This is a genomic window from Commensalibacter oyaizuii, from assembly GCF_029953265.1.
Taxonomy (GTDB): Bacteria; Pseudomonadota; Alphaproteobacteria; order Acetobacterales; family Acetobacteraceae; genus Commensalibacter; species Commensalibacter oyaizuii.
The window spans coordinates 1,122,212-1,144,108 of the sequence record NZ_JASBAO010000001.1 but is presented as its reverse complement, the minus strand read 5'-3'; the positions used below and the strand labels follow the sequence as shown (position 1 = coordinate 1,144,108).

Below are 21,897 nucleotides of genomic sequence, written 5' to 3'. Positions count from 1 at the left end.
GCAAAGTTTGTTTATATTAATGAATATAAGATTCGATCAAATCCGCCAAATCTTTTGCTGCATTGGGATATGCTAGTTTATGGGATGCGGCTGCATGAGCCAGACGATCTGGATTGGTTAGAAGATCAGATAATAATGATGTCAACGTTGAAATGGACAGGTCACTTTGTTTGATAACCCATGCTGCGCCTTCTTTGGCCAATGCCAAAGCATTGTAATCTTGTTCTTTATTGGCAGCATAGGGATATGGCACTAAAATAGCAGGTCTTCCCGCCAAAGCCAATTCAGAGACAGAAGATCCCCCTGCGCGTCCAATGACCAGATGTGCCTTTTTCAATAGATCTGCAACATTTGTTAAAAAGGGTGCCAAGGTTGCTTGAATGTTGGCTTGTTTATAGAATTGTTCTACGCGTTCGATATCTTCCTTACGGACTTGCTGTGTAATGCGTAAACGTTGTTTGATTTCGGCGGGTAAGTTGCTTAAGGTTTGAGGCACAACTTCACTAAAAATAGCAGCCCCAAGAGATCCCCCCCAAATTAATAATGAAATTTCATTTTCAGGTGTCGTGTAGGATGAAGGATATAGTGTGGTAATATCAGGGCGAACGGGTAAGCCTGTAATTTGGGTGGGAATATTGTTTGGAACACCGATAACTTCTGGGAATGATGTTGCTATGGTTGTTGCAAAGCGAGCCAGCATGGCATTTGCCTTGCCAATAACTGCATTCCCTTCATGCAACAAGATTTTTGGTCGTTTCGATTTTGATATTAAACGGGCAGCAACCAGAGGGGGGATTGAAGGATAGCCACCAAAACCGATGATCGCTGCTACTGGATTTTTTCTTAAAATTGTATGTGCTTGGGCAATGCCTTTTATTAATTCAAAACTATTGAAAATTTTTTGAGTAAAAGATTTTTTTGCAATACCAGCCCCATCCACAATAAATTGTTGAACGTCATGCCATTCTGCCAGCTGTGGATCTTCAACGCGTTTGTCAGTCATAAATAAAATGGGGTAATGACGGTCACGTAATTGCATAGCCAATGCTTTGGCTGGGAAAAAATGCCCACCTGTACCGCCTGCTACGATTGCTATTTTTGGTTTTGTCATCGCATTAAATTTCTTTTACTGAAAGGTTGATTGTTTTTTTTGAAAAAATTGGGGGGTTCTATACGACGTCGAGTAAGTGCTAAAACCATACCAATGGTCAACGCAATGGAAATTGCTGAAGAACCGCCATAAGAAATAAAAGGAAGAGTCATGCCTTTGGTTGGAATCAGATGTAAGGTTGATCCCATATTGATAAATGCTTGCAGTCCAAATCCTGTAATTAGCCCCGATGTTGCTAAAATAATAAAGGGATCATCTTCTTTGATCATTTTTAATAGCGTTCTGGCTACCATAAAACAAAAAATAAAAATAATGACTAAACAAACAACCATACCATATTCTTCACCAGCAACAGCAAATACAAAGTCAGCATGCGCATCAGGCAATAGGTCTTTGACGCGTCCTTCCCCCGGTCCACGTCCCCATAATCCTCCATTTCCAAATGCGCGCAGAGCTGTATCAATTTGATAATGATCCCCAACATTTGGGTGGATAAAACGCTCAACTCGGGATCGCACATGGGGTAAAACCGTATAAGCCCCAATAAAGGCTGCAATCATCCCGCCAAAGGCTGAAAAGACCCAAAACATATTTAACCCATTAATGAAAAGTTGCGTTAGCAATACCGCAGTAATAACAGCCAACATTCCAATATCAGGTTGAGACTTCAACAACATCAATATAACAGCATAAAACCCAAACGCAATCAGCATTCCTGGGACGCAAAAACGTCTATGCCATTGGGTAAGTAACCATGCTGTTAAGATCGCAAAACAAGGTTTTAAAAATTCGGAAGGTTGTACAGACATAATTGGCAACGCAATCCATCGTCTTGCCCCTTTAATGTCCATACCGTGAACAAGGGTATATGCCGTCGCAAGAATAGCAATAAAACTGCCGATAATGCCTAGCTTTTTTATTCCATCAACAGAAATCATGGAAATAATTAAAATGACTAGGGCTGCAATACTTAAAAACATAACTTGTTTAAAAATAAAGACATCGCGCGAGGCACCAATTCTTTGGGCAACTGCGGGACTCGCAGCCATCATTAAAATATATCCAAAACCAATCAGCAATCCAACAGATCCTAATGTCCAATGGTCAATATTGCGCCACCAACGGGCAAGCAATGAATTGTCAGAGCGGGAAACACCAGCCATCGTTTGTAACCTTAATTTTTTTGGGTATGTTTTACGGATAAAGCAAGTTGTTGAACTAGCTGTGCAAAATGATCTCCTCGTTCTTCAAAACTATTATACTGATCAAAACTGGCACACGCTGGGGATAATAGTACGGTATGAATATGACGTTGTTGTGCAAATGTGAATGCTTCTGGCACAGCATGTTCCAATGTTTCTACGATTTTATAAGGAACGTTATGTTTTTGTAAAGTGTGCGCCAGGGTTGGGGCATCTTGGCCGATCAATAATGCAAGCTTAATTCGCGGAAAATAGGGAACCAGATCTTCAATGCCGTTGGTTTTTGCCATTCCCCCTGCGATCCAAACCAATTCACTATAACAGGCTAATGCTTTTGAGGCAGCATCGGCGTTGGTTGCTTTGCTATCGTTAACAAAGGTGATTTCATTTAATGTTGCAATGGGGCGTTGACGATGTGCCAATCCTTGATAAGTATTTAACCCTTGTTGAATTTTAGAACGATCAACACCTAAAGCCAAGGCCATCGTCACGGCCGCTGCTGCATTTTGGGCATTATGATCACCTGGCAGCAAGGGCGCCAAGCCTAAATCAGCAAGTATTCCCTCATAATCTTGTAAAATACCATCTTTAACCCAAACATTGGCTGTTTTATAACTTCCTGCAATGGTTTTGATGGTAACAGAATGATTTGTTTTTAAATGTTGGATGATATTGGTGCAATGATCGTCTTCGATACCGATAACGGCCAAGTTATCAAGCGACTGACGATCAAAGATATGCAATTTTGCGTCAATATATCCGTTCATATCCCCGTGGCGTTCCAAGTGGTCTGGGGTTAAATTTAAAAGACATGCGATGGTTGCGGCAAAGCTGGGCAAGCGTTCCAACATATAAGATGACATCTCTAATACATAGACGCCATCATTGCCTAAAAATGGCAAAGATAAAGCCGCAGGGCCTAAATTCCCCCCTGCAACGGCTGGAATACCAGCGTGGTCTAATAAATGGGTCAGTAAAACAGTTGTTGTTGATTTTCCATTTGTTCCAGTAATTGCAACAAAGCGTGCCGTTGATCCTGACTTTTTAACGGCCCGATAAAGAAGTTCAGCGTCAGATAAGATTGGAATATTCTGGTCAATTGCCATTTGTGCCACGGGATGTGGTTTAGGCAAGTGGTGAGGGATACCTGGCGATAAAACCAAGGCATTAAATCCCTGTAATGTTGTCAAAGGGGACAGGTATTGTTGCAGTTGGGGTGAAATTTCACATCGTTTTTTTTCCTGATCGTCCCATAGTTGGATTTCTGCCCCCATTGCAAGCAAACGCTGGGCTGCGGCAATACCATTTTTGCCAAGCCCCAAAATCGCATAACGATGATCTTGAAATAAAGTAGGTGAGAAATCCATTTTAACGTAACTTTAATGTGGCAAGGCCAATAAGGCCAAGAATAATAGAAATAATCCAAAAACGAACAACAATCTTAGACTCTGCCCACCCTTTTTTTTCAAAATGGTGATGCAAAGGAGCCATTAAAAAAACACGGGTTTTTGTGCGTTTATACCAAGCCACCTGGATAATAACGGATAAGGTTTCAATAACAAATAGACCACCGACAATACACAAGACTAATTCATGTTTAACCGCAACAGCAACGCAGCCCAATGCACCACCAAGAGCCAAGGATCCTGTATCCCCCATAAAAACAGAGGCTGGGGGAGCATTAAACCATAAAAATCCTAAACCAGCACCAATAACAGCAGCACAAAAAATTCCCAACTCTCCGGTTTGAGGCACAAAATGTAGTTGTAGATATTCGGCAAAAACTGCATTTCCAACAATATAGGAAATAAGGGCAAAGACTAAAAATGCAATTACCACTGGGACAATGGCCAAACCATCTAAACCATCTGTAAAATTAACGGCATTTCCAAAACCTGCAATGACAACCATACCAAAAATAGGAAAAAAATATCCAAGAGGAATTAAAACCGTTTTAAAAAAAGGAAGAGCCAGCATATTTTGTAAATTGTCGGTGGGGGTAATTGGCATTAATTGTTGTAATAAAAAGGCTGCAACAAGAGAAATTAAGAATTCTCCGCCTAATCGGGTGCGTTTGGACAGGCCATCACTATTACGTTTGGCTAATTTTTGGTAATCATCAAAAAATCCAATTAAACCAAATCCCAAAGTTACTAAAAGAACAATCCAGATAAATCCATTGGTCCAATCGGACCATAATAACGTTGCAACCGTTAAGGTGAATAATATCATGACCCCACCCATGGTTGGGGTTCCTGCTTTTTCTTTGATATGACGTTCTGGACCTAAGGCACGGATAGGTTGGCCATCACGCTGAATTTTGTGCAGTTTGGCAATGATATAAGGGCCCAGCCATAAGCTAAGAAAAAAAGCGGTAAAACATGCCGCCCCTGCACGAAAGGTAATATAGCGAAAGAGATTTAATAAGGGTTTATACTCCAACCCATGATGCATAATTAGATCATAAAGCATCAATTTTTCCTTATAGCTGGGGCTGTTAATGCGGTAACAATAATATTCATACGCATGCTGTTACTGCCTTTAATTAACAACGTATCATTATCTTGTAATATTGGTTTGATAAAAGGGATCAGTTCTTGAGCGCTAGCACACCAATGTCCTTTCATAGATTGTGGAAGCTGTTCAAATACAATGTTCATCATTGCACCGCAACCAAAAACCAGATCAGTATTTTCTAATAAATCAGGCAATAAAGATAAATGTTCTTGTTTGCTATGTTCTGCTAACTCTAAAATATCTCCTAGAATGGCAATTTTGCGTTTTGGTGCAAGAAGATTAAGTGTTTTCAACGCTGTTTTGACTGAAAGTGTTGAAGCATTATAAGTTTCATCTAAAACAATCCCTTTTTGAGGAAATAACGGCAGGATTTGCCCTCGACCCTTCCCTGTTTTGAAAGTTGCCAGTGCCGCAGAAACATTGTGCAACTCTAAATTAAGTGCATTGGCTGCACCAACAACCAAAGCGGCATTTCTGACCAAATGTTCACCAGGTGAGGATAAGAGAAATGAAATCGTATGGTGGTTTATACGAAGAACAAATTTGGATTGGTTTGCACGAAGATCAATACAATCAATTTGGATATCAGCTGTGCTTGATGTTCCTATTGTTTGCAGGTGTGCTTGATATTGCTGTGCCGTTTCCTTAAAAATTTGTAATCCATAGATATGTTCAGGTAATAAAACAGTGTTATTTGGGGACAGTGCGGTAATAATCTGGCTTTTTTCAATGGCAATAGCTTCCAAACTTTTCATAAACCCTAAGTGAGAGGACGCTACTTCCGTGACGATTGCAATATCAGGTTTCGCCAAGGCGGCTAGGGGGGCAATTTCACCACTATGGTTCATCCCAATTTCGCAAACACAAAAATCATAATGTTCAGGAAGACGGGCCAAAGTTAACGGAACCCCTAAATGATTGTTGTGTGAGCCTGCTGCGGCATGCACGGTACCAAAGGTGGCCAAGGTTGATTTCAACATTTCCTTGGTGGTAGTTTTTCCAACGCTGCCAGTAACAGCAATGGTTTTGCCACGAAAACGTGAACGTCCATAACGCCCCATATCCGTCAGGGCTTTAAAGGTATCATCAACATATAATAGGGGGGCGTTGCTTTCCAAATCTGTAATTTTTTTACTGACAATGGCACAGGCTGCTCCAGCTTGTAAGGCTTTGCTAACATAGTCGTGTCCGTCATTTTTATCCCCAGTAATGGCGATAAAAATATCATCTTTTTGCAGGGTACGGGTATCAATGGAAATCCCTTTACCAACGGATGTAAACGGGATAGAAAACGTTCCGCCTGTTGCTTTAACTAAGTCATCTTTAGTCCATAAAACGCTCATAAAAGACCTGCATGTTTTTGAATGATAGAAACATCATCGAAAGGATAGGTTACATCACCAATAATTTGGCCCTGTTCGTGTCCTTTGCCTGCGACCACTAAAATATCTCCTTTTTGTAACATTTTGAGTGTTTGAGCAATGGCACTTTCACGTCCAGCAATTTCGATAGCAGTTGTACATCCCATTTTGATGGTTTGACGAATTTGACTGGGATCTTCCGAACGGGGATTATCATCAGTGATAATCAGGTGATCTGCATACTTAGCAGCTTCTTGCGCCATAAGGGGACGTTTCCCTGTATCTCTATCCCCTCCAGCCCCAAATATAACATATAGTTCGTTATGGGTATGTGGACGCAAGGATTGTAAAAGATGTGCCAAGGCATCGGGGGTATGTGCATAATCAACATAAACTGCAGCCCCATTAGATAGGACCGCTGCTTGTTCCATACGTCCTCTGACTCCTTTTAAAGCGGGAAGCAAAGGTATAAGTCGATCAATATCTTTTGTATCCTTGGCAACTAATGCCAAAGCCAGTAAAATATTATCGACTTGATATCGCCCTAGCAAAGGTATGGTTGCAGAGTAAAGATGATGATCTTCGGTTTGAATTTGTATAGCTTGTCCTTCTGGTAAAGGACTGACAGAAAGAAGTTTTAAGAAAGAGCCTTGTTTCCCGACTAATCGCAATTTTTGATGACGCTGAGTAATGGCATCTATAACTTTTTGCAAAATATTGGGATTGATATCCGCATTAACCCCAGCAATTGCTTGTGTGGGTAATATTTCAGTAAATAATCGTAATTTTGCTTGTAAATAATGTTCAAAATCACCGTGATAATCCAAATGATCACGCGTCAGGTTGGTAAAACCAGCGGCTTGAAGAGGAATACCATCTAGGCGATATTGCGCCAACCCGTGCGAAGATGCCTCCATTACAACATGTTGGACATGATATTGTGTTAAATCTGATAAAATATGGTGCAGACTGATTGTATCAGGTGTCGTTAATACAGGCCCTGTATACTGATATGCCGTATTGCTAATAACCCCTAATGTTCCGATGCTGGCAACATTTAAATGTTGCAACGTCCACAACTGTCTAACGAAATCAGCAGTGCTTGTTTTGCCGTTTGTACCAGTAATAGCGATTTGATGGTCAGGATGATTGGTAAAGAAAGCTGCTGCCATTATGGCCAAAGCATGTCTGGGATTATCACAATAAATAGGTAAACAATGGTCATTTTCGGGGAAAGGTGTCCCTGTAGTGACTAAAACTGCCCTAGCTCCAAGCTTAATAGCGGTCTGGATATATTGGGCACCGTCAGTTTTGGTTCCCGGCAAAGCAGCAAATAAAAATCCAGGTTGAACGTGACGGCTATCTAATGTTATTCCCGTGATTAGGTGGTCTTGGGATACAAGGGGTAAATTGGCCCGTTGTAACAAACTGTTAAGAGACGTCATGTAAATAACCTTATTGAATTTTGGCTGAGGCAGCTTTGATGGACCGTTTTTGTTTTGTTTTTTCTTTATTTGCTGTTTGTTTTTGACGATTCAAACGCGGATCCCCAGGATCATTTCCCGGCCCCAATGCCCTAACCCCTTTTGGAACAGGGGGGCGCAGTGGAATAGCCATTTTAGCATCTATGGCTGCTGCATCTTTCAAATTTGGAAAGATATTCAGCATAGGACCAATGCGAGCGATAATTTTTGCAACGGTAGGCGCTGCATTCCATCCTGCTGTTGTCCAGCCATGGGTTGCTGGGGTGGGTTTTGGGCTGTCCAGCATGACATATACGGCATATTTTGGATCGTTCATGGGAAATACAGCCGTAAACGCAGAAACGTTGACGTGTTTTAAATACCCCCCAGTTTTACTGACTTTTTCACTGGTTCCAGTTTTACCACCAACAAAATAGCCTGGGACTTCTGCGTTTTTGCCAGTACCTTTGGTAACGTCTAAACGTAAAATCTTTCTTAATATTGCAGAAATTTCTGGGGAAATGACTCTTTCCCCCTTTGGTGTCGGTTTGACTGAATTTGCATTAACCGTGTCGGCATCTAGAGAAGAATTGTTGCTGATATCTTGTAATGATAATAGTGTTGGTTTAATTAAAATCCCTCCATTAACGGTTGCCGCTGTTCCTCTTACGATAGCCAGTGGGGATTCAGCAATACCGTGACCAAAAGCAATCGTCATTACGGTTGAAATACCCCAATTTTTTGCCGAAGGTGCTAGGGGTCTGCCTGCCTCTGGTAATTCGACGGGCACACGGGACAGGAATCCCATTCTGGCCATCCATTCCCTTTGTCTTTCTGCCCCAACATCTAGGGCAATATGCGCGGATGCAGGGTTTGAAGAATAAGCCATTACTTCTGGCACGCTAAGATAGGGAGGGAAACGATCTGTTTTCATATCTTTAATCGTAAAACGCCCAACCCGGATAGGGGCGGTCGCAAAGCGATCCCAGATATGGATAACCCTGTTTTCAAGAGCCATGGCAACATTTTGCAATTTAAAGGTCGATCCTGGCTCGTACATGCCGTTGGTGGCACGGTTAAACCGAAAATCAGGCGGGGCTTTGCTAAAATTATTGGCATCATAATCTGGTAGGCTAATCATGGCAATAATTTCACCAGTGTGAACATCCATAACAATACCGCAGGCTGCCTCTGCTTGGAATAGCTGTTTTGCGGCTTGCACTTCTTCTTGAACCGCGGTCTGAACATGGGTATCTAAAGATAATCGCAGTGGATGGCGCGTTTCCATCAAGCGCTTGTCAAAATATTTCTCTATTCCAGCGATGCCGTGATCATCGATGTCAACGCTGCCCATAATATGGGCAGCAAGCCGTCCCAAGGGATAATGCCTTCGTTCGCCAGCTTCGAAATATAAACCAGGAATTCCTAGGTTATTGATAGCCACCTCTTGTTGAGGGGAAATATCGCGTGCTATATATACAAATTGCTTTTTTGACGATAATCGTTGAATAGTAACAGCCAAATCAAGTTTGGGTAAGATGGTTTTCAGTTTATTAGCAACATCTGTTGGATCAATAATTTCTAATGGATTGGCATAAACCTGAGCAACAGGCAAAGAGATAGCCAATATTTGACCATTACGATCAATAATTGAAGCACGTTTGATTTGAGGCAAAGAAAAATCACCCGCCATTGTTCCTTTGGGATCACTTTTGGGGATTGGGGGTACTTGTGGGGCAATTTGTTGCTTTTGCGGGGAGAGGGGCATAAGAATTGTTGCAAAGGTCAATTTTAATGCCACAGCACTGTAAATAAAACAAAATGCGCACGAGGTTATCAATAAACGCGTACGGGTCTTATCGGCTTTATTGTAATTTTTCTTCTTTTTCTTAATCGTACTTTTGGTATTGCGGACGTCTATAGATGCGTCTTGTTCTTGGCCTTGTGGGGCATTTTGGTTTAAATCATCCCTGTACTTCATTGTTTCTTATATTGCTTTATGAAATGTAATTACTGGGTAAACGGAACAGGGGCTGGTAAGGCTTCATCAGAATTATTACTTAAAGCTGATTCAGAATAGGATTTTTTAGGTTCATAACGGGCCATACGAATAGAAGGACGATCTTTAGATGGATTAACTGCAACCTTGTGGGTTAATTTAGAAGTTTCCTTTTTATTATTAACTTTAACAATACCATCCTCTTTATTATCAGAAGCATTCGCAACAACTACTGGTTTTTGATGTACAGGTTTGTTGTTTTTAGTGACGTCTTTCATACGCGAAAATGTATTTCCGTTTTGAATATTATATGCAACATTTTCAATATGGTTTTGTTTCGAAGCCTCAGGTTTTTTAGGTTCTTTAGCTTGTTCGTTATCGTTGCTTACCTGAGCGACTTGTACTTTTTTACGAGGTTGTTTTACAGGTGTTGTAACAGCAGTAGTGCTGACAGGGTTTGTTACTTGGGCGATTACGTTTTTCTTAACTTTTTTAGGTTCTGCCGGTTTGGGGGTAGGTTGATCCGTGACTTTATCCACAACTGCAGAAGCAACCAAAGAGGGGTTTTGATTATTTGGAGTGATCAAAATTGGTGGTTCACCCTTATGCACAGAGGGAATAGTTTGACCATGGCTTGCAGCGACGGCTTGGGTCAATTGTTCCCGTGTTGAATCTTCGCTTTGATCTTTTTGAATATCAATCGGTGGTAGATATTTTGTTGCAGATGCCATTTGGACAAATTGATTGGGTTGTAAAGGGCGAAGTGTTGGCATGAATTTATTTGATAAATCTTTTAACCGATCAGGTTGATTCAACAACGTCCATTCTGTACGTAACACAGCTGTTCGAGCTTTGATTTTTTGCGTATCGTATACAATTTTGGCAATTTGATGGTCAAGCATCGTAGTTTTATGTTTTTGTGTATACAAAACCATGCCTGATATGCCAGCAAAAATAGCACAAAACAAAGTAAATGGACGGATCATCATCGGGACAAGTTCCTTTATTCAGATCGTGAGCAACGTTTAATCGCTCTTAATCGGGCGCTACGTGAGCGGGGATTTACAGTGCATTCTTCATCGCTTGGGCGTTGTGGTTTGACAGTTAGCAACTGAAAATCGATTTTATGCTCAATATTAGATAAAGACAGAGGGGAATGCCGAGAAGGCATAGCAACGCGTCCTGCTGCTTTATTCATGATTTCTTTGGCAATTCTGTCTTCTAAAGAATGAAAAGATACAACAATTAATTTGCCGTTCGGATTTAACAAAGTTAACGCATCTTGAAGTGCAACATGAATTTGCTCTAATTCATTATTAACAGCAATTCTTAATCCTTGAAAAGAACGAGTTGCTGGATTAATTCCACTTTTGTCTGTTGGAATTGTTTTTTTAATTAAATTGACCAATTCTTGAGTGGTTCGAAAAGGGGTCTCTGCGCGTTGTTTAACAATGGCTTTGGCAATACGACGGGAAAAGCGTTCTTCTCCATAGTGCCATAAGATATCTGCAATTTCTGTTTCTGATAAAGTATTAACCAAATCAGCTGCTGTTTTGCCGTGGCGGCTCATACGCATATCTAATGGCCCATCAAATCGAAATGAAAAGCCACGTTCGGCTTGATCTAGTTGAAAGGATGATACTCCTAAATCCAGAACAATCCCATCGCAAGATGCAATTCCTTGACGATGGAGCAAAGATTTCATGTGTGCAAATTCCCCTTCAATTAAGTGAAGGGAAGGATATTCTTTGCGGATTTCTTGACCTCTCAAAATAGCGTCTGGATCACGATCAATAGCCCAAACTTGACAATCAGCTTTTGATAAAATGGCTTTGCTATATCCCCCAGCTCCAAAAGTTGCATCTAAATATACGCCACCTGGTTGAGGATCTAGATATGTCATCACTTCGCCCAGCATCACTGAGAAATGACCTTGGTTCATGGAGGAGGCAAAATGATTCATGGTTGCTCTCTTCTCGTTTTGATAGGCGGAATAGACAAAGGCGTTTTTTGTAAATTTTGACGTGCGGATTTGCATCGTTCAAGCGCAGCTGATGGTTCCCAGATTTGAAAGATTGTTCCTAACCCCATAAAAGTAACCGTATCGGTCAGGTTCGCATGTTCTTTTAAATGATCAGGCAATAAAATTCGACCCTCTTTATCAGGTTCAATAGGCCATGCCTCGGCATATAGCGTGGTTGCGATATCGCCATGCTCCTCAGAGAAGACGTCCATTGTATCTAATGAATTTGTCAGTTCAGAAAAAATTTCGTAAGGCCACCCTTCGATACAAGCCATTTTATGAGAAGGGCGGAAAATAAGGGGATGGTTTTCCTTGGCTTGTCTTTGGCGTAATGCCGAACGAAAGCTGGCAGGAACAGAGACTCTTCCTTTTACATCAAGACGATTTTGATGTGTGCCAAGGAATAAACTCATTATTGCAATGCCCTTTACCACCAATAAGAACGACAAAATTATAATTTAGAAGATACAGCATGGATTTTATGAAGATCACTATGTGCATTTATGGGATAACATGGGTAAACATGGGAGGTCAAACATTAGAATATAAAAATTGTTATATTTTCAGTATGTTTTGCATAAAAGTTACGATGATTTGTTAACAACTGGGGGCGTTGTTAATGAATTCACAAGGAAAACAACATTTATTTATGGTTGATTATATACATGCATGAAAATTAATAGGGTCAGATAGCCTGTAAGCCGGGTTCTGTTCTTGAATATAAAAACAAGTGATGATCATTCATCTTGAATACGATTCGCATCGTATTTCATGCAACCAACCCGGATAACGAGATGGAAGCTCTCTGATTTCCAAAGAAATCGGTTATCCCTATTAGGTTTTGCTCCTGGTGGGGTTTACCATGCCATTCTTGTTACCAAGAATGCGGTGCGCTCTTACCGCACCGTTTCACCCTTACTTGTATTTATTTGAAACCAAATAAATCCGACAAGCGGTTTGTTTTCTGTGGCACTTTCCCTAAGGTCGCCCTCGCCAGTCGTTAACTGGCACCATCTTTCCATGGAGCCCGGACTTTCCTCCATTGTCTTGAATGAACAAGAGCAACAGCGATCATCTGGCTATCTGACAGGGATAAAGGTGCTTTTTTTATATAAAAAGTCAAGGGGAAAAGGTTTATTATCAGGATATTTTTGTAAATTAAGTCCCATAATATCCTGATAGGATGAACAATTGGATCTAAAATTTCTCATTTACGCAATAAGCGCAGGCTGTTGGTTATGACCAGCATACTGGCCCCAACATCAGCAAACACAGCCATCCACATAGTGCCCAGACCTGCAAGGGTTAATCCTAAGAAAATAGCCTTGATACATAATGCAACGGTAATGTTTTGAACAAGAATGGCATATGTTTGTTTAGATAAAATAATAAATTCGGGTATCTTGCGTAAATCATCGTCCATTAAGGCAACATCCGCTGTTTCGATAGCTGTATCTGTTCCCATTGCACCCATTGCAAATCCTATATTAGACAATGCAATGGCAGGGGCATCATTAATACCATCGCCAACCATTCCCGTAATCCCTTGTTGTGAATATTTTTTTATCGCATTCAATTTATCATCTGGTAATTGATTTCCATAGGCTTCGTCAATTCCAACCTGTTGTGCTATTGCGTTGGCTGTGTGGGTATTATCACCTGTTAGCATAATTGTTTTTACACCAAGTGTATGTAGTTTTTTGATGGCCTCGCGACTGGTATTTTTAACGGTATCCGAAACTGCAAATAATCCTAAAATATGATGACCATCACTTAAAATCACGACGGTTTTACCATCTTTTTCCAATGCTTGTACTTTGTCATGAATAGGTTGAGGGCATTGAGTTATTTCGTTAATTAGGCGTAAATTGCCCAACCAATAAGGTTTATTTTGAATATTGCCTTTGATTCCTAATCCAATAAGAGCTTCAAATGCATCAACTGTATATTGATGGATATGAGGGGATGCAGCTGTAATGGCTTGGGAAACAGGATGATCGGAATAGGCAGCAAGACTGACAGCTATGGATTGAATTGCTTCTTGATCATTATCCCCATAAATCTCCATATCCGTTTGAACAGGTTTGCCATGGGTAATGGTTCCAGTTTTATCCAAGGCCAGCCATTTTATTTTGCGACCAAGTTCAAGGTAAATTCCCCCCTTAATTAAAACCCCACGTCGTGCAGCAGTTGTCAGTCCACTAACAATTGTAATGGGGGTTGAAATAACAAGAGCACAAGGACACGCAATGACCAAGATAACCAGTGCTTTGTAAATCCATTCATACCAACTAGCTACTGTAAATAAAGGTGGAATAATCGCGATTGCTAGGGCAATAAAAAATACAGTTGGTGTATAGATCCGTGCAAATTGGTCAACAAAACGTTGTGTAGAGGCTTTGGCATTTTGTGCCTCTTCAACAACGTGAATAATACGGGCCAATGTGGTATCGTTTGCCGTGGCTGTAACACGATATTCAAAAGAACCTGATTCATTAATGGTTCCTGCAAATACAATATCGCCGACTGTTTTATCGACAGGTAAACTTTCACCTGTAATGGGGGCTTGATTGATCGTTGTGTGACCACGAATAATTTCGCCATCCAGACCAATACGTTCACCAGGTTTTATCCTGACAAGATTGCCAAGCGTGATGGTTTTGATTTCAACTTCTTGCCAGCTGCCGTCATTTTGTTTTACGACAGCTGTATCTGGGGAAAGTTTCATCAGCGAGTTAATCGCATTACGGGCACGATCCAGCGATTTTGCTTCAATTAATTCAGAAAGCGTAAATAAAACCATGACCATGGCAGCTTCTGGCCATTGTCCGATAATCAAGGCACCTGTCACGGCGATGCTCATCAAGGCGTTAATATTGAGATTGCCGTTGCGTAAGGCAATCCAACCCTTTTTGTATGTTGTTAAACCGCATGATGTAATTGCAAATAATGCCAATAGCAATACCAACCACTGCGGCATTTCAGTCCAGGAGGCAACTTCAGAACATACTGCCATGGTTAATGCTGCAATAAGAAGCAACCATGGTTGCTTTTGGTTTTCGATTATAGAAGATGAGTCGCCAGGTGCTGCTATTTGGGGATCAAAACCAAGAGTACGAATAGCGTCAAGAATGGCTTCCAGACCAGTTGGGGTATGGGTAACGGTCAATATTCTTTGAATAAGATTAAATTTTAGGGTTTTAACTTCTGTCATGTTGCCCAATTTTTTCCGAATTAAGGATTCTTCTGTTGGGCAATCCATCTGCATAATACGGATGTCTGTTTCAATGCCGTCATTGACCATTCGTGATGCCGATAATTTAGGAAGATTAGCTATCGGCGATCCCGCGCAGCAATGGTCGTGTTCATGATTGTGATCAGATTGTTCGCCGTGTTCATGACGATGGCTGGTTTGTTCTTCATGATGGTGATTACATGAATTATGTTTATGGTTATGATCATGATCATCACTATGTTTATGAGTTGTTGCACATCTAGTCATTTTAATCTTCCTATTTATAAGCTATAGTTCAGATTATAAACCCTGATGTAACTAAAGGGTCAAATGAAAGAAAAGCAGATCATGAAAATAGGTGAAATTGCAAAAAAAGCAGGCTGTCAGGTTGAAACAATTCGTTATTATGAAAAAGAGGGGCTACTTCAAAAACCATTGAGAGATCATGTAAATAATTATCGCTATTATGACCAATCGCATTTGGAAAGGTTAATATTTATTCGACGCTGTCGTGCATTAAACATGACGCTAGAAGAAATTCATGCATTGCTTCAGGCACGAGAGGAGGGACATAAAAATTGTGGTCAAATCGATGGTATTATTCGAGATCATTTAATCCATGTGCAGCAACGTATCAAAGAGCTATTGGCATTGGAAAAGCAGTTAAGACAATTGAATAAAAATTGTAACGCAGATCGTTCTGTTGATAATTGTGGGATATTACACACATTAGAACAACCTTTAACAGAAGATATAGAAAATGCACTTTCTACCAAAGACTTGAACAAAGTGCATTCTCATTAAAAACAGTGACGACTATGTATTATATGCTTGAATTTAATAAACTAAATTTGTTTTATAGTATGAAAGTCGAATTCCTGTCCGGCAGGATTTTCACCAATTCTAATAATGTTGGGTTTCAAAAATGTATGCGGTGGAATGGCTAAATTATAAGGGGCAGGCATTGCGTTATAAACTCTTCCCGCTAGGTCAAAATTAGAACCATGACAAGCGCATCGATAAAATCCCCCCAATTGGTTTCCTAATTTTAATGTCGGGACACATCCAAGATGAGTACACGATCCGATTAAAACAGCAATCTCTGGTCGAATAGAACGATGCCAGTTCTGAGTATAAGGGGGTTGTTGTAATTCCTTGCTGTCAGGATCGCGTAGGCGCATTAATAACATAGAATCTTGTAAGGCTTTTAACGTTTCATTTGGACGGTTTAATATAAAAACAGGATGATTTTGCCAGTTAACCGTGACTTGCTGTCCAGATTTTAAGGACGAGATATCAACGTCAACATAACTATGTTCGATCGTCGTATTTTGTTTTCCCAGACTGTTTAAAAAAGGCCAAGCCACAGCCACCCCACCAATGGTCACCGAGCTGGCAGTTAATAATGTTAAAAAATTACGTCGTGTTGGCGGCATAGGGGGAACAGGAGTATCTGGCTTATCCGTCATGTTTATGGGCCTTAATTCATAGGAATTAAATTATTGAATAGGATAAAAATGGTTGGGTGTGTTTTTATCAATTTGAATATTACCATTTTGTCGATTAACCCGGAAGGTGAAAAGAGTAGGGAAATCCGTACGTGTGTCAGTACAGATTGCGTTATGCTGTTCCTTGACAGCAATATCAACGCTGTCGCCACCCATATCATTGTTAATCACAAAAACCAGGCATTTTTGAGGCGTGTCTGTTAATTTCTGATGGGTTATAACGGTTCTGAGATAGGCAATAACAGCCTTATTATCAAGCCAATTTACTTTTTGTTTGGCAAATTGTTGGGTAATGTTATCCAGCCAACCCATTTCTTGGGCTGTTATAACACCTGCCGAAAAAATAAGGGCGATAATGACCCGTTGCAATATTCTTTTTTTAAGGGAGGTGCGACGATATCCCGTCAAACGAGATGGATTGCTATCTTGCTTGACGGTTTTTTTCGACGAAGATTCGTTCTTAGACATTCAGATTTACGGCATATCTTCGTGCCAAAGATGACCATCTTTAGCTAGTAATTCAGTTGCTTCGTTGGGACCCCATGTGCCAGATTTATACTTAGCCATTGGTGTTAATCCTTTAGACCAGCCATTTAAAATGGGTTCAATCCATCGCCATGCAGCCTCAACCTCATCGCAACGAATAAATAATAAAGGATCCCCTCTGACTGCATCCATCAACAATCCTTCGTAAGAATCTGGATAACGAATATGGAATGTTGGTGAGAAATCTATATCAATAAAAGTACTGCGCAAGCTAGTATGGGATTTGCTAGGGTCTTTAACTTGCAATGACAAAGATACCCCTTCGTCAGGTTGGATACGAATGTGTAAACGATTGGGCTCTGGAGAAGTAGGGAATAACGACCAAGTAGAGCTTTTAAATTGAATAACAATTTCACTTGTTTTTTCAGCCATTCTTTTTCCTGTTCTAAGGTAAAATGGCACACCACTCCATCGTGCAGTATTAATTTGTGCTTTGATAGCGATGAATGTTTCTGTATCGCTGCTGTCTTTTTTCAAATCTTCAAGATAGCTTGGGATTTTTTCACCGTTTTTGTTGCCCTCTTGATATTGCCCTCTGACAGTATTTGTTCGGATATCCTCATCTGTCATTGGTTTGAGAGAACGCAACACTTTCAATTTTTCATTACGTAAGTCATCTGCATTTAACGAAATGGGGGGATCCATTGCCACCATACACAAAACTTGTAGCAAATGATTTTGCACCATATCACGTAATGCACCCGCACCATCGTAATAGCCCCCACGGCTGCCGACACCAACGGTTTCTGCTGCTGTAATTTGGATATAATCAATAGAATCAGAATTCCACAACCGTTCAAACACAGGATTGGCAAATCGCAAGGCAATAATATTTTGAACGGTTTCTTTACCCAAATAATGATCAATACGGAAAATATGATTTTCGGGCAGATGTTTACCAACACGTCTGTTGATTTCTTGAGCAGTTTCTAACGAAGTGCCAATAGGTTTTTCCAAAACGACACGGGTTGTTTCTGTCAGCAGACCTTTATCTGATAGATTATCACAAATATCACCGTATAAGCGTGGGGCAGTGGCGAAATAAAAAATACGAATTTTATTGCCTTTGTCACCATTTAAAAGATTCTGTAGGTCGCTCCAGTTACTATTCGCATTGGCGCCATCGAGGCTGACATAATGAACTTGTTGAATGAAAGCTTCAATTTTTTCTTGATCGCGATCGGATTCTTGGACGAATTGATTTAATCCTGCGCGGGCGCGTTCTCTAAAATCATTATCATTAAGAGCTGAACGAGCCGCACCTATAATTCGTGTTTCTGCTGGTATTTGCTTATCCAAATAACGGTAAAATAAAGCTGGAATAAGCTTTCTTATCGTAAGGTCCCCAGTTGCACCAAAAATAATAAAATCAAATGGGGGATAGGTTTGTGGCTGTTCCATAAAAAAATTAACCTTTCAGATTATTTTGTTCAATCATATAATCGTTTGGAATAAAATGTATTTAAAATATATGTTTATAGAGTATGAACATAGCATTTTTTCTTATTATCATGATTTAACCTAACCTTAATATCATATTTTGCTTTTTCAAACTTTAAATTATAAAAGATAACTATAATCTTTTATCAAATAATTGACCATATAATATAGATTGCGTAATGCAATAGTATAACTGAGCCAATTGTATGATGCAGTAACAAAATATAGGAATAGAAATTGAGTGATTTAGAAAATACAACAGAAGTCGGTGGTGTTGCAGCAGACCGTTTACGCAGTATTATCGAACGTATTGAACGTTTAGAAGAGGAACGTAAAGGACTGGCTAATGATATCAAAGATATCTATGCTGAAGCTAAGTCAGCAGGCTTTGACGTTCCTGTCATTCGTCGTGTTATCAGTGCGCGCAAAAAAGAGCCTTCCGAAGTTGAAGAACAAGAAACATTATTTGATGTTTATCGTCGCGCTCTTGGCATGTAAGATTAATATGGCTTGATCAAAGCTGCCTGAATTTGCAAATTCATAAAAAGTCAGGGATAGTTGAAACTAATTGAGTTCTTGGCTTTATTTTTCAATGTTTTATTAAGTTAGTGGCTGGATAGGTTTATGGCGCTTTTTTTTCCAGAGTGGATTCCGTGGTGGTTACAATTAACAATTGTTGGGATCATTGTTATTTTTGGTATTTGCTTTTTACTGATGCCTTTTTCTGTATTTGGGGTAAAAAGCCGTTTGACGTATATAGATCACCAGATGGAGGACATACAGGCACAATTGCGTGTATTGCTGAAACGGATGCCAGATGGTCGGGACCGGATGGAATTTAAATTACAACCTATTCAAACTGGCGAGACAGAATCCTATCATTCAGATAATGATAAATTACGGGACAAACCAACATCAAATACAGAACATTATTATCCTCCTGTCCCACCAAGAAGTCGTCAAACTCGCTTTGATCCCCCAAAGCAAGAAGAAAATATAGCTAGCAAAGTGGTATTATCACGCTCTAGTTCACCTGAAATGTCATCGCAAAATGATATGAATGATGCTCAAGAACAAACCGTGCCTACACCTCGTCAGTCTCATGCTAACTCGACAGTTTTCACACGAGATGCTAAACAGCCTTCACCAATGCCAACGGGGAATCGGGATCAACGTATCATGGCATCTGTTCGACGTGATGAGCAGTTGTATGATCCCCCCTCTGCGCCCGTTAAAGAGGAAAGACAGGAAGATACGGGGGGGCGCCGTCGGGCCGAGCCTATTCTTCGGTGGCCTCCGCGTTAGTGGGTAAGGGGAAAACCATATCATCTTGGTGAATGACTTCGTCAGGTCCTTCCCAACCAAGGTAAGAGTTAATTTTTCCAGTTTGTACTCCTATAATTTGGGTAATTTCAGAGGAGTCATAGGCAGTAATACCGTTTCCAAGAATAGTTCCATCCTTACTGGCAATTTTAATTAAATCGCCTCTTTGGAAATATCCTTCAACTTTTGTAATTCCTACAGGTAATAGGGATTTCCCATCATAAAGGGCTTTTTCAGCTCCTTTATCAATATAGACTATTCCCTTTGTGGTGATGCTGCCAGCGATCCATCGTTTGCGTGCAGAGTAGGGGGACGGTGTTGGCAAAAACCAAGAACATTTACCACCATCAATTAATACTTGCAGAGGATGTTGAATTTTGCCATTGGCAATTGCCATGGCACATCCTGCCGTATTGGCTATTTGTCCAGCAGCTAGTTTTGTTGCCATCCCTCCAGAGGAATGCCCAGTAGGGGCTTTTCCACCCATTGCAAGAATATCAGGAGTAATTTCTTCAATAATTGGAATGTGTTTTGCCTGTGGATCACTTCTAGGATCAGCAGTATATAATCCATCAATATCTGAAAATAAGATCAGTTGATCAGCTTTAATCATTTCAGCAACCCGTGCAGCCAAGCGGTCATTATCGCCAAATCGAATTTCAGAAGGGGCAACAGTATCATTTTCATTAATAATCGGAATACATTTTAATCGTAGTAATGTTTCAATTGCTGAACGGGCGTTTAAATAGTGTAGCCGTGTTTCTGTATCCTCTAGAGTAAGTAAGATTTGTGCGGTTACAATGTCGTGGATATCGAAACTATCATTCCATGCTTGTGATATTTGGATCTGCCCGATTGCGGCCGCAGCCTGTTTTTCATCCAGACGTAATTTATGACGGTTTAGTTTTAGTTTATAGCGGGCTAGGGACACAGCGCCCGAAGACACAATAATAACGTCACAATTTCGTTTACGCAAATTGGTAATGTCTTCGACAATTGTTTGTAACCATGCGCGGCGAATAGCGGCTTTTTCGCCGTCCACTAGTAAAGCGCTGCCAATCTTAATAACAACGCGACGAGCTTTATCAATTTGTGGAGCTTTGATCATATTGGACTAAATCTTTTATCTGTTGAAGAAGTATTTAGTTTATGTTGGGTAATGTAATTCTGCAAATAATATAAAATATCTTTTACACCGTGATGAGTGGCAGCAGAAAGCAAGAACACTTTTTGCCCAGTTGCTTGTTCCAAAGCTTGTTGTTTTTGTAATGCTTCTTCGGGTAAAACAAGATCTGCTTTATTCAGTCCTATAATTTCGTGCTTGTCGGTTAAGTTACCACGATATTCTTGTAACTCGTGACGAATGGTTTTCCACGTTTGTACTACGTCTTCAGAGGTAATATCAATTAAATGCAGTAATAAAGCACAACGTTCCACATGCCCTAAAAAACGGTCGCCAAGACCACTTCCCATGTGTGCTCCTTCAATCAAACCCGGAATATCAGCCAATACGAATTCTTCTGTTGAAGACAAGCGCACCATTCCCAGTTGGGGATGCAGTGTTGTGAATGGATAATCAGCAATTTTAGGTCTTGCAGCAGACGCAACGGATAAGAAGGTCGACTTTCCAGCGTTGGGCAAACCAACCAAGCCAGCATCAGCAATTAATTTTAGGCGTAACCAGACCCAACGTTCCTCCCCAGGCCAACCTTTATCAGCACGACGAGGCGCGCGGTTAGTACTTGATTTAAAACGGGTATTTCCAAAACCACCGTCTCCGCCACGACACATAACGATTTCTTTGCCTGCTTCGTCTAAGTCTGCTAGTAATGTTTCTTTATCGTTATCAAATATTTGCGTGCCAACAGGTACTTTAATAACAACGGTCGGGGCAGCAGCACCCGTTCGATTAGAGCCAGAGCCATTATTGCCTTTTCTAGCACGAAAATGTTGAGTATAACGAAAATCGATCAAAGTATTTAAATTGTCGATAGCCTTGAATACAATATCACCGCCGCGTCCGCCATCACCGCCATCTGGTCCACCAAATTCAATAAATTTTTCCCGACGAAAGGCAACGGCACCATCGCCGCCATCCCCTGATTTAATATAGATTTTTGCTTGATCGAGAAATTTCATTGTTTAATTATACCTTAAAATGAAAAAGGT

19 protein-coding genes and 1 other RNA gene are annotated in these 21,897 nt (G+C 40.5%); 3 read left to right on the top strand and 17 right to left on the bottom strand.

The features are described 5' to 3' along the window. Positions 1–16: 16 nt before the first annotated feature. The 12 genes from murG to QJV27_RS05020 form a co-directional block, all read right to left on the bottom strand. Positions 17–1,111 (bottom strand): undecaprenyldiphospho-muramoylpentapeptide beta-N-acetylglucosaminyltransferase, encoded by a 1,095-nt coding sequence (gene murG, locus QJV27_RS05075; RefSeq protein WP_281447884.1) that lies wholly within the window; start codon positions 1,109–1,111, stop codon positions 17–19. Next, entirely contained in the window at positions 1,108–2,274 is a 1,167-nt protein-coding gene (locus QJV27_RS05070) for an FtsW/RodA/SpoVE family cell cycle protein (protein WP_281447883.1), read from the bottom strand. Before QJV27_RS05070 ends, murG begins: the two co-directional genes overlap by 4 nt. An 11-nt stretch (positions 2,275–2,285) precedes the next feature. Then, entirely contained in the window at positions 2,286–3,680 is a 1,395-nt protein-coding gene (gene murD, locus QJV27_RS05065) for a UDP-N-acetylmuramoyl-L-alanine--D-glutamate ligase (protein ID WP_281447882.1), read from the bottom strand. 1 nt (position 3,681) lies between these two features. Next, a complete protein-coding gene (gene mraY / locus QJV27_RS05060; protein WP_281447881.1) occupies positions 3,682–4,785 on the bottom strand; it encodes a phospho-N-acetylmuramoyl-pentapeptide-transferase in 1,104 nt (367 codons plus the stop codon). Continuing rightward, a complete protein-coding gene (locus QJV27_RS05055) occupies positions 4,785–6,173 on the bottom strand; it encodes a UDP-N-acetylmuramoyl-tripeptide--D-alanyl-D-alanine ligase (RefSeq protein ID WP_281447880.1) in 1,389 nt (462 codons plus the stop codon). Before QJV27_RS05055 ends, mraY begins: the two co-directional genes overlap by 1 nt. Beyond that, positions 6,170–7,636, bottom strand: coding sequence for a UDP-N-acetylmuramoyl-L-alanyl-D-glutamate--2,6-diaminopimelate ligase (locus tag QJV27_RS05050; protein WP_281447879.1), 1,467 nt, complete (start codon positions 7,634–7,636; stop codon positions 6,170–6,172). Before QJV27_RS05050 ends, QJV27_RS05055 begins: the two co-directional genes overlap by 4 nt. A 10-nt stretch (positions 7,637–7,646) precedes the next feature. Then, positions 7,647–9,635: a peptidoglycan D,D-transpeptidase FtsI family protein gene (locus QJV27_RS05045; RefSeq protein ID WP_281447878.1), complete on the bottom strand. Its 1,989-nt coding sequence runs from the start codon at positions 9,633–9,635 to the stop codon at positions 7,647–7,649. A gap of 29 nt (positions 9,636–9,664) precedes the next feature. Continuing rightward, positions 9,665–10,642 (bottom strand): cell division protein FtsL, encoded by a 978-nt coding sequence (gene ftsL / locus QJV27_RS05040; RefSeq protein WP_281447877.1) that lies wholly within the window; start codon positions 10,640–10,642, stop codon positions 9,665–9,667. 14 nt (positions 10,643–10,656) lie between these two features. Further along, positions 10,657–11,616: a 16S rRNA (cytosine(1402)-N(4))-methyltransferase RsmH gene (rsmH, locus tag QJV27_RS05035; protein ID WP_281447876.1), complete on the bottom strand. Its 960-nt coding sequence runs from the start codon at positions 11,614–11,616 to the stop codon at positions 10,657–10,659. Continuing rightward, entirely contained in the window at positions 11,613–12,089 is a 477-nt protein-coding gene (gene mraZ, locus QJV27_RS05030; RefSeq protein WP_281447875.1) for a division/cell wall cluster transcriptional repressor MraZ, read from the bottom strand. The genes rsmH and mraZ overlap by 4 nt, the downstream gene beginning before the upstream one ends. Positions 12,090–12,357: 268 nt before the next feature. Next, positions 12,358–12,763, bottom strand: an RNA gene (gene rnpB / locus QJV27_RS05025) — RNase P RNA component class A. A gap of 120 nt (positions 12,764–12,883) precedes the next feature. Continuing rightward, positions 12,884–15,178 (bottom strand): heavy metal translocating P-type ATPase, encoded by a 2,295-nt coding sequence (locus tag QJV27_RS05020; RefSeq protein WP_281447874.1) that lies wholly within the window; start codon positions 15,176–15,178, stop codon positions 12,884–12,886. 63 nt (positions 15,179–15,241) lie between these two features. On the opposite strand from QJV27_RS05020, the gene cadR reads away from it, so the two are divergent. After that, a complete protein-coding gene (gene cadR, locus QJV27_RS05015) occupies positions 15,242–15,715 on the top strand; it encodes a Cd(II)/Pb(II)-responsive transcriptional regulator (protein WP_281447873.1) in 474 nt (157 codons plus the stop codon). Between the two features lie 41 nt (positions 15,716–15,756). On the opposite strand, the gene petA is transcribed toward cadR, so the two are convergent. The 3 genes from petA to zwf are packed head-to-tail and all read right to left on the bottom strand — an operon-like array spanning position 15,757 to position 18,366. Then, the gene (petA, locus tag QJV27_RS05010; protein WP_281447872.1) at positions 15,757–16,380 is read right to left on the bottom strand and encodes a ubiquinol-cytochrome c reductase iron-sulfur subunit; all 624 of its coding nucleotides are present in this window, start codon (positions 16,378–16,380) and stop codon (positions 15,757–15,759) included. A gap of 30 nt (positions 16,381–16,410) precedes the next feature. Beyond that, positions 16,411–16,887 (bottom strand): hypothetical protein, encoded by a 477-nt coding sequence (locus tag QJV27_RS05005; protein ID WP_281447871.1) that lies wholly within the window; start codon positions 16,885–16,887, stop codon positions 16,411–16,413. A gap of 6 nt (positions 16,888–16,893) precedes the next feature. Then, positions 16,894–18,366 (bottom strand): glucose-6-phosphate dehydrogenase, encoded by a 1,473-nt coding sequence (gene zwf, locus QJV27_RS05000; RefSeq protein ID WP_281447870.1) that lies wholly within the window; start codon positions 18,364–18,366, stop codon positions 16,894–16,896. A gap of 276 nt (positions 18,367–18,642) precedes the next feature. Between zwf and QJV27_RS04995 the strand changes: the two genes are divergently transcribed. Both QJV27_RS04995 and QJV27_RS04990 read left to right on the top strand, forming a co-directional pair. After that, positions 18,643–18,903 carry a DUF2312 domain-containing protein gene (locus tag QJV27_RS04995; protein ID WP_281447869.1) on the top strand — a complete coding sequence of 87 codons (261 nt, stop codon included), beginning with the start codon at positions 18,643–18,645 and terminating at the stop codon, positions 18,901–18,903. A gap of 126 nt (positions 18,904–19,029) precedes the next feature. Beyond that, positions 19,030–19,710 carry a hypothetical protein gene (locus QJV27_RS04990; protein WP_281447868.1) on the top strand — a complete coding sequence of 227 codons (681 nt, stop codon included), beginning with the start codon at positions 19,030–19,032 and terminating at the stop codon, positions 19,708–19,710. Here the strand turns inward: QJV27_RS04990 and proB are convergent. Both proB and obgE read right to left on the bottom strand, forming a co-directional pair. Further along, positions 19,685–20,836 carry a glutamate 5-kinase gene (gene proB, locus QJV27_RS04985; RefSeq protein WP_281447867.1) on the bottom strand — a complete coding sequence of 384 codons (1,152 nt, stop codon included), beginning with the start codon at positions 20,834–20,836 and terminating at the stop codon, positions 19,685–19,687. The genes QJV27_RS04990 and proB overlap by 26 nt on opposite strands. Then, positions 20,833–21,867: a GTPase ObgE gene (obgE, locus tag QJV27_RS04980; protein WP_281447866.1), complete on the bottom strand. Its 1,035-nt coding sequence runs from the start codon at positions 21,865–21,867 to the stop codon at positions 20,833–20,835. Before obgE ends, proB begins: the two co-directional genes overlap by 4 nt. Between the last annotated feature and the right edge of the window lie 30 nt (positions 21,868–21,897).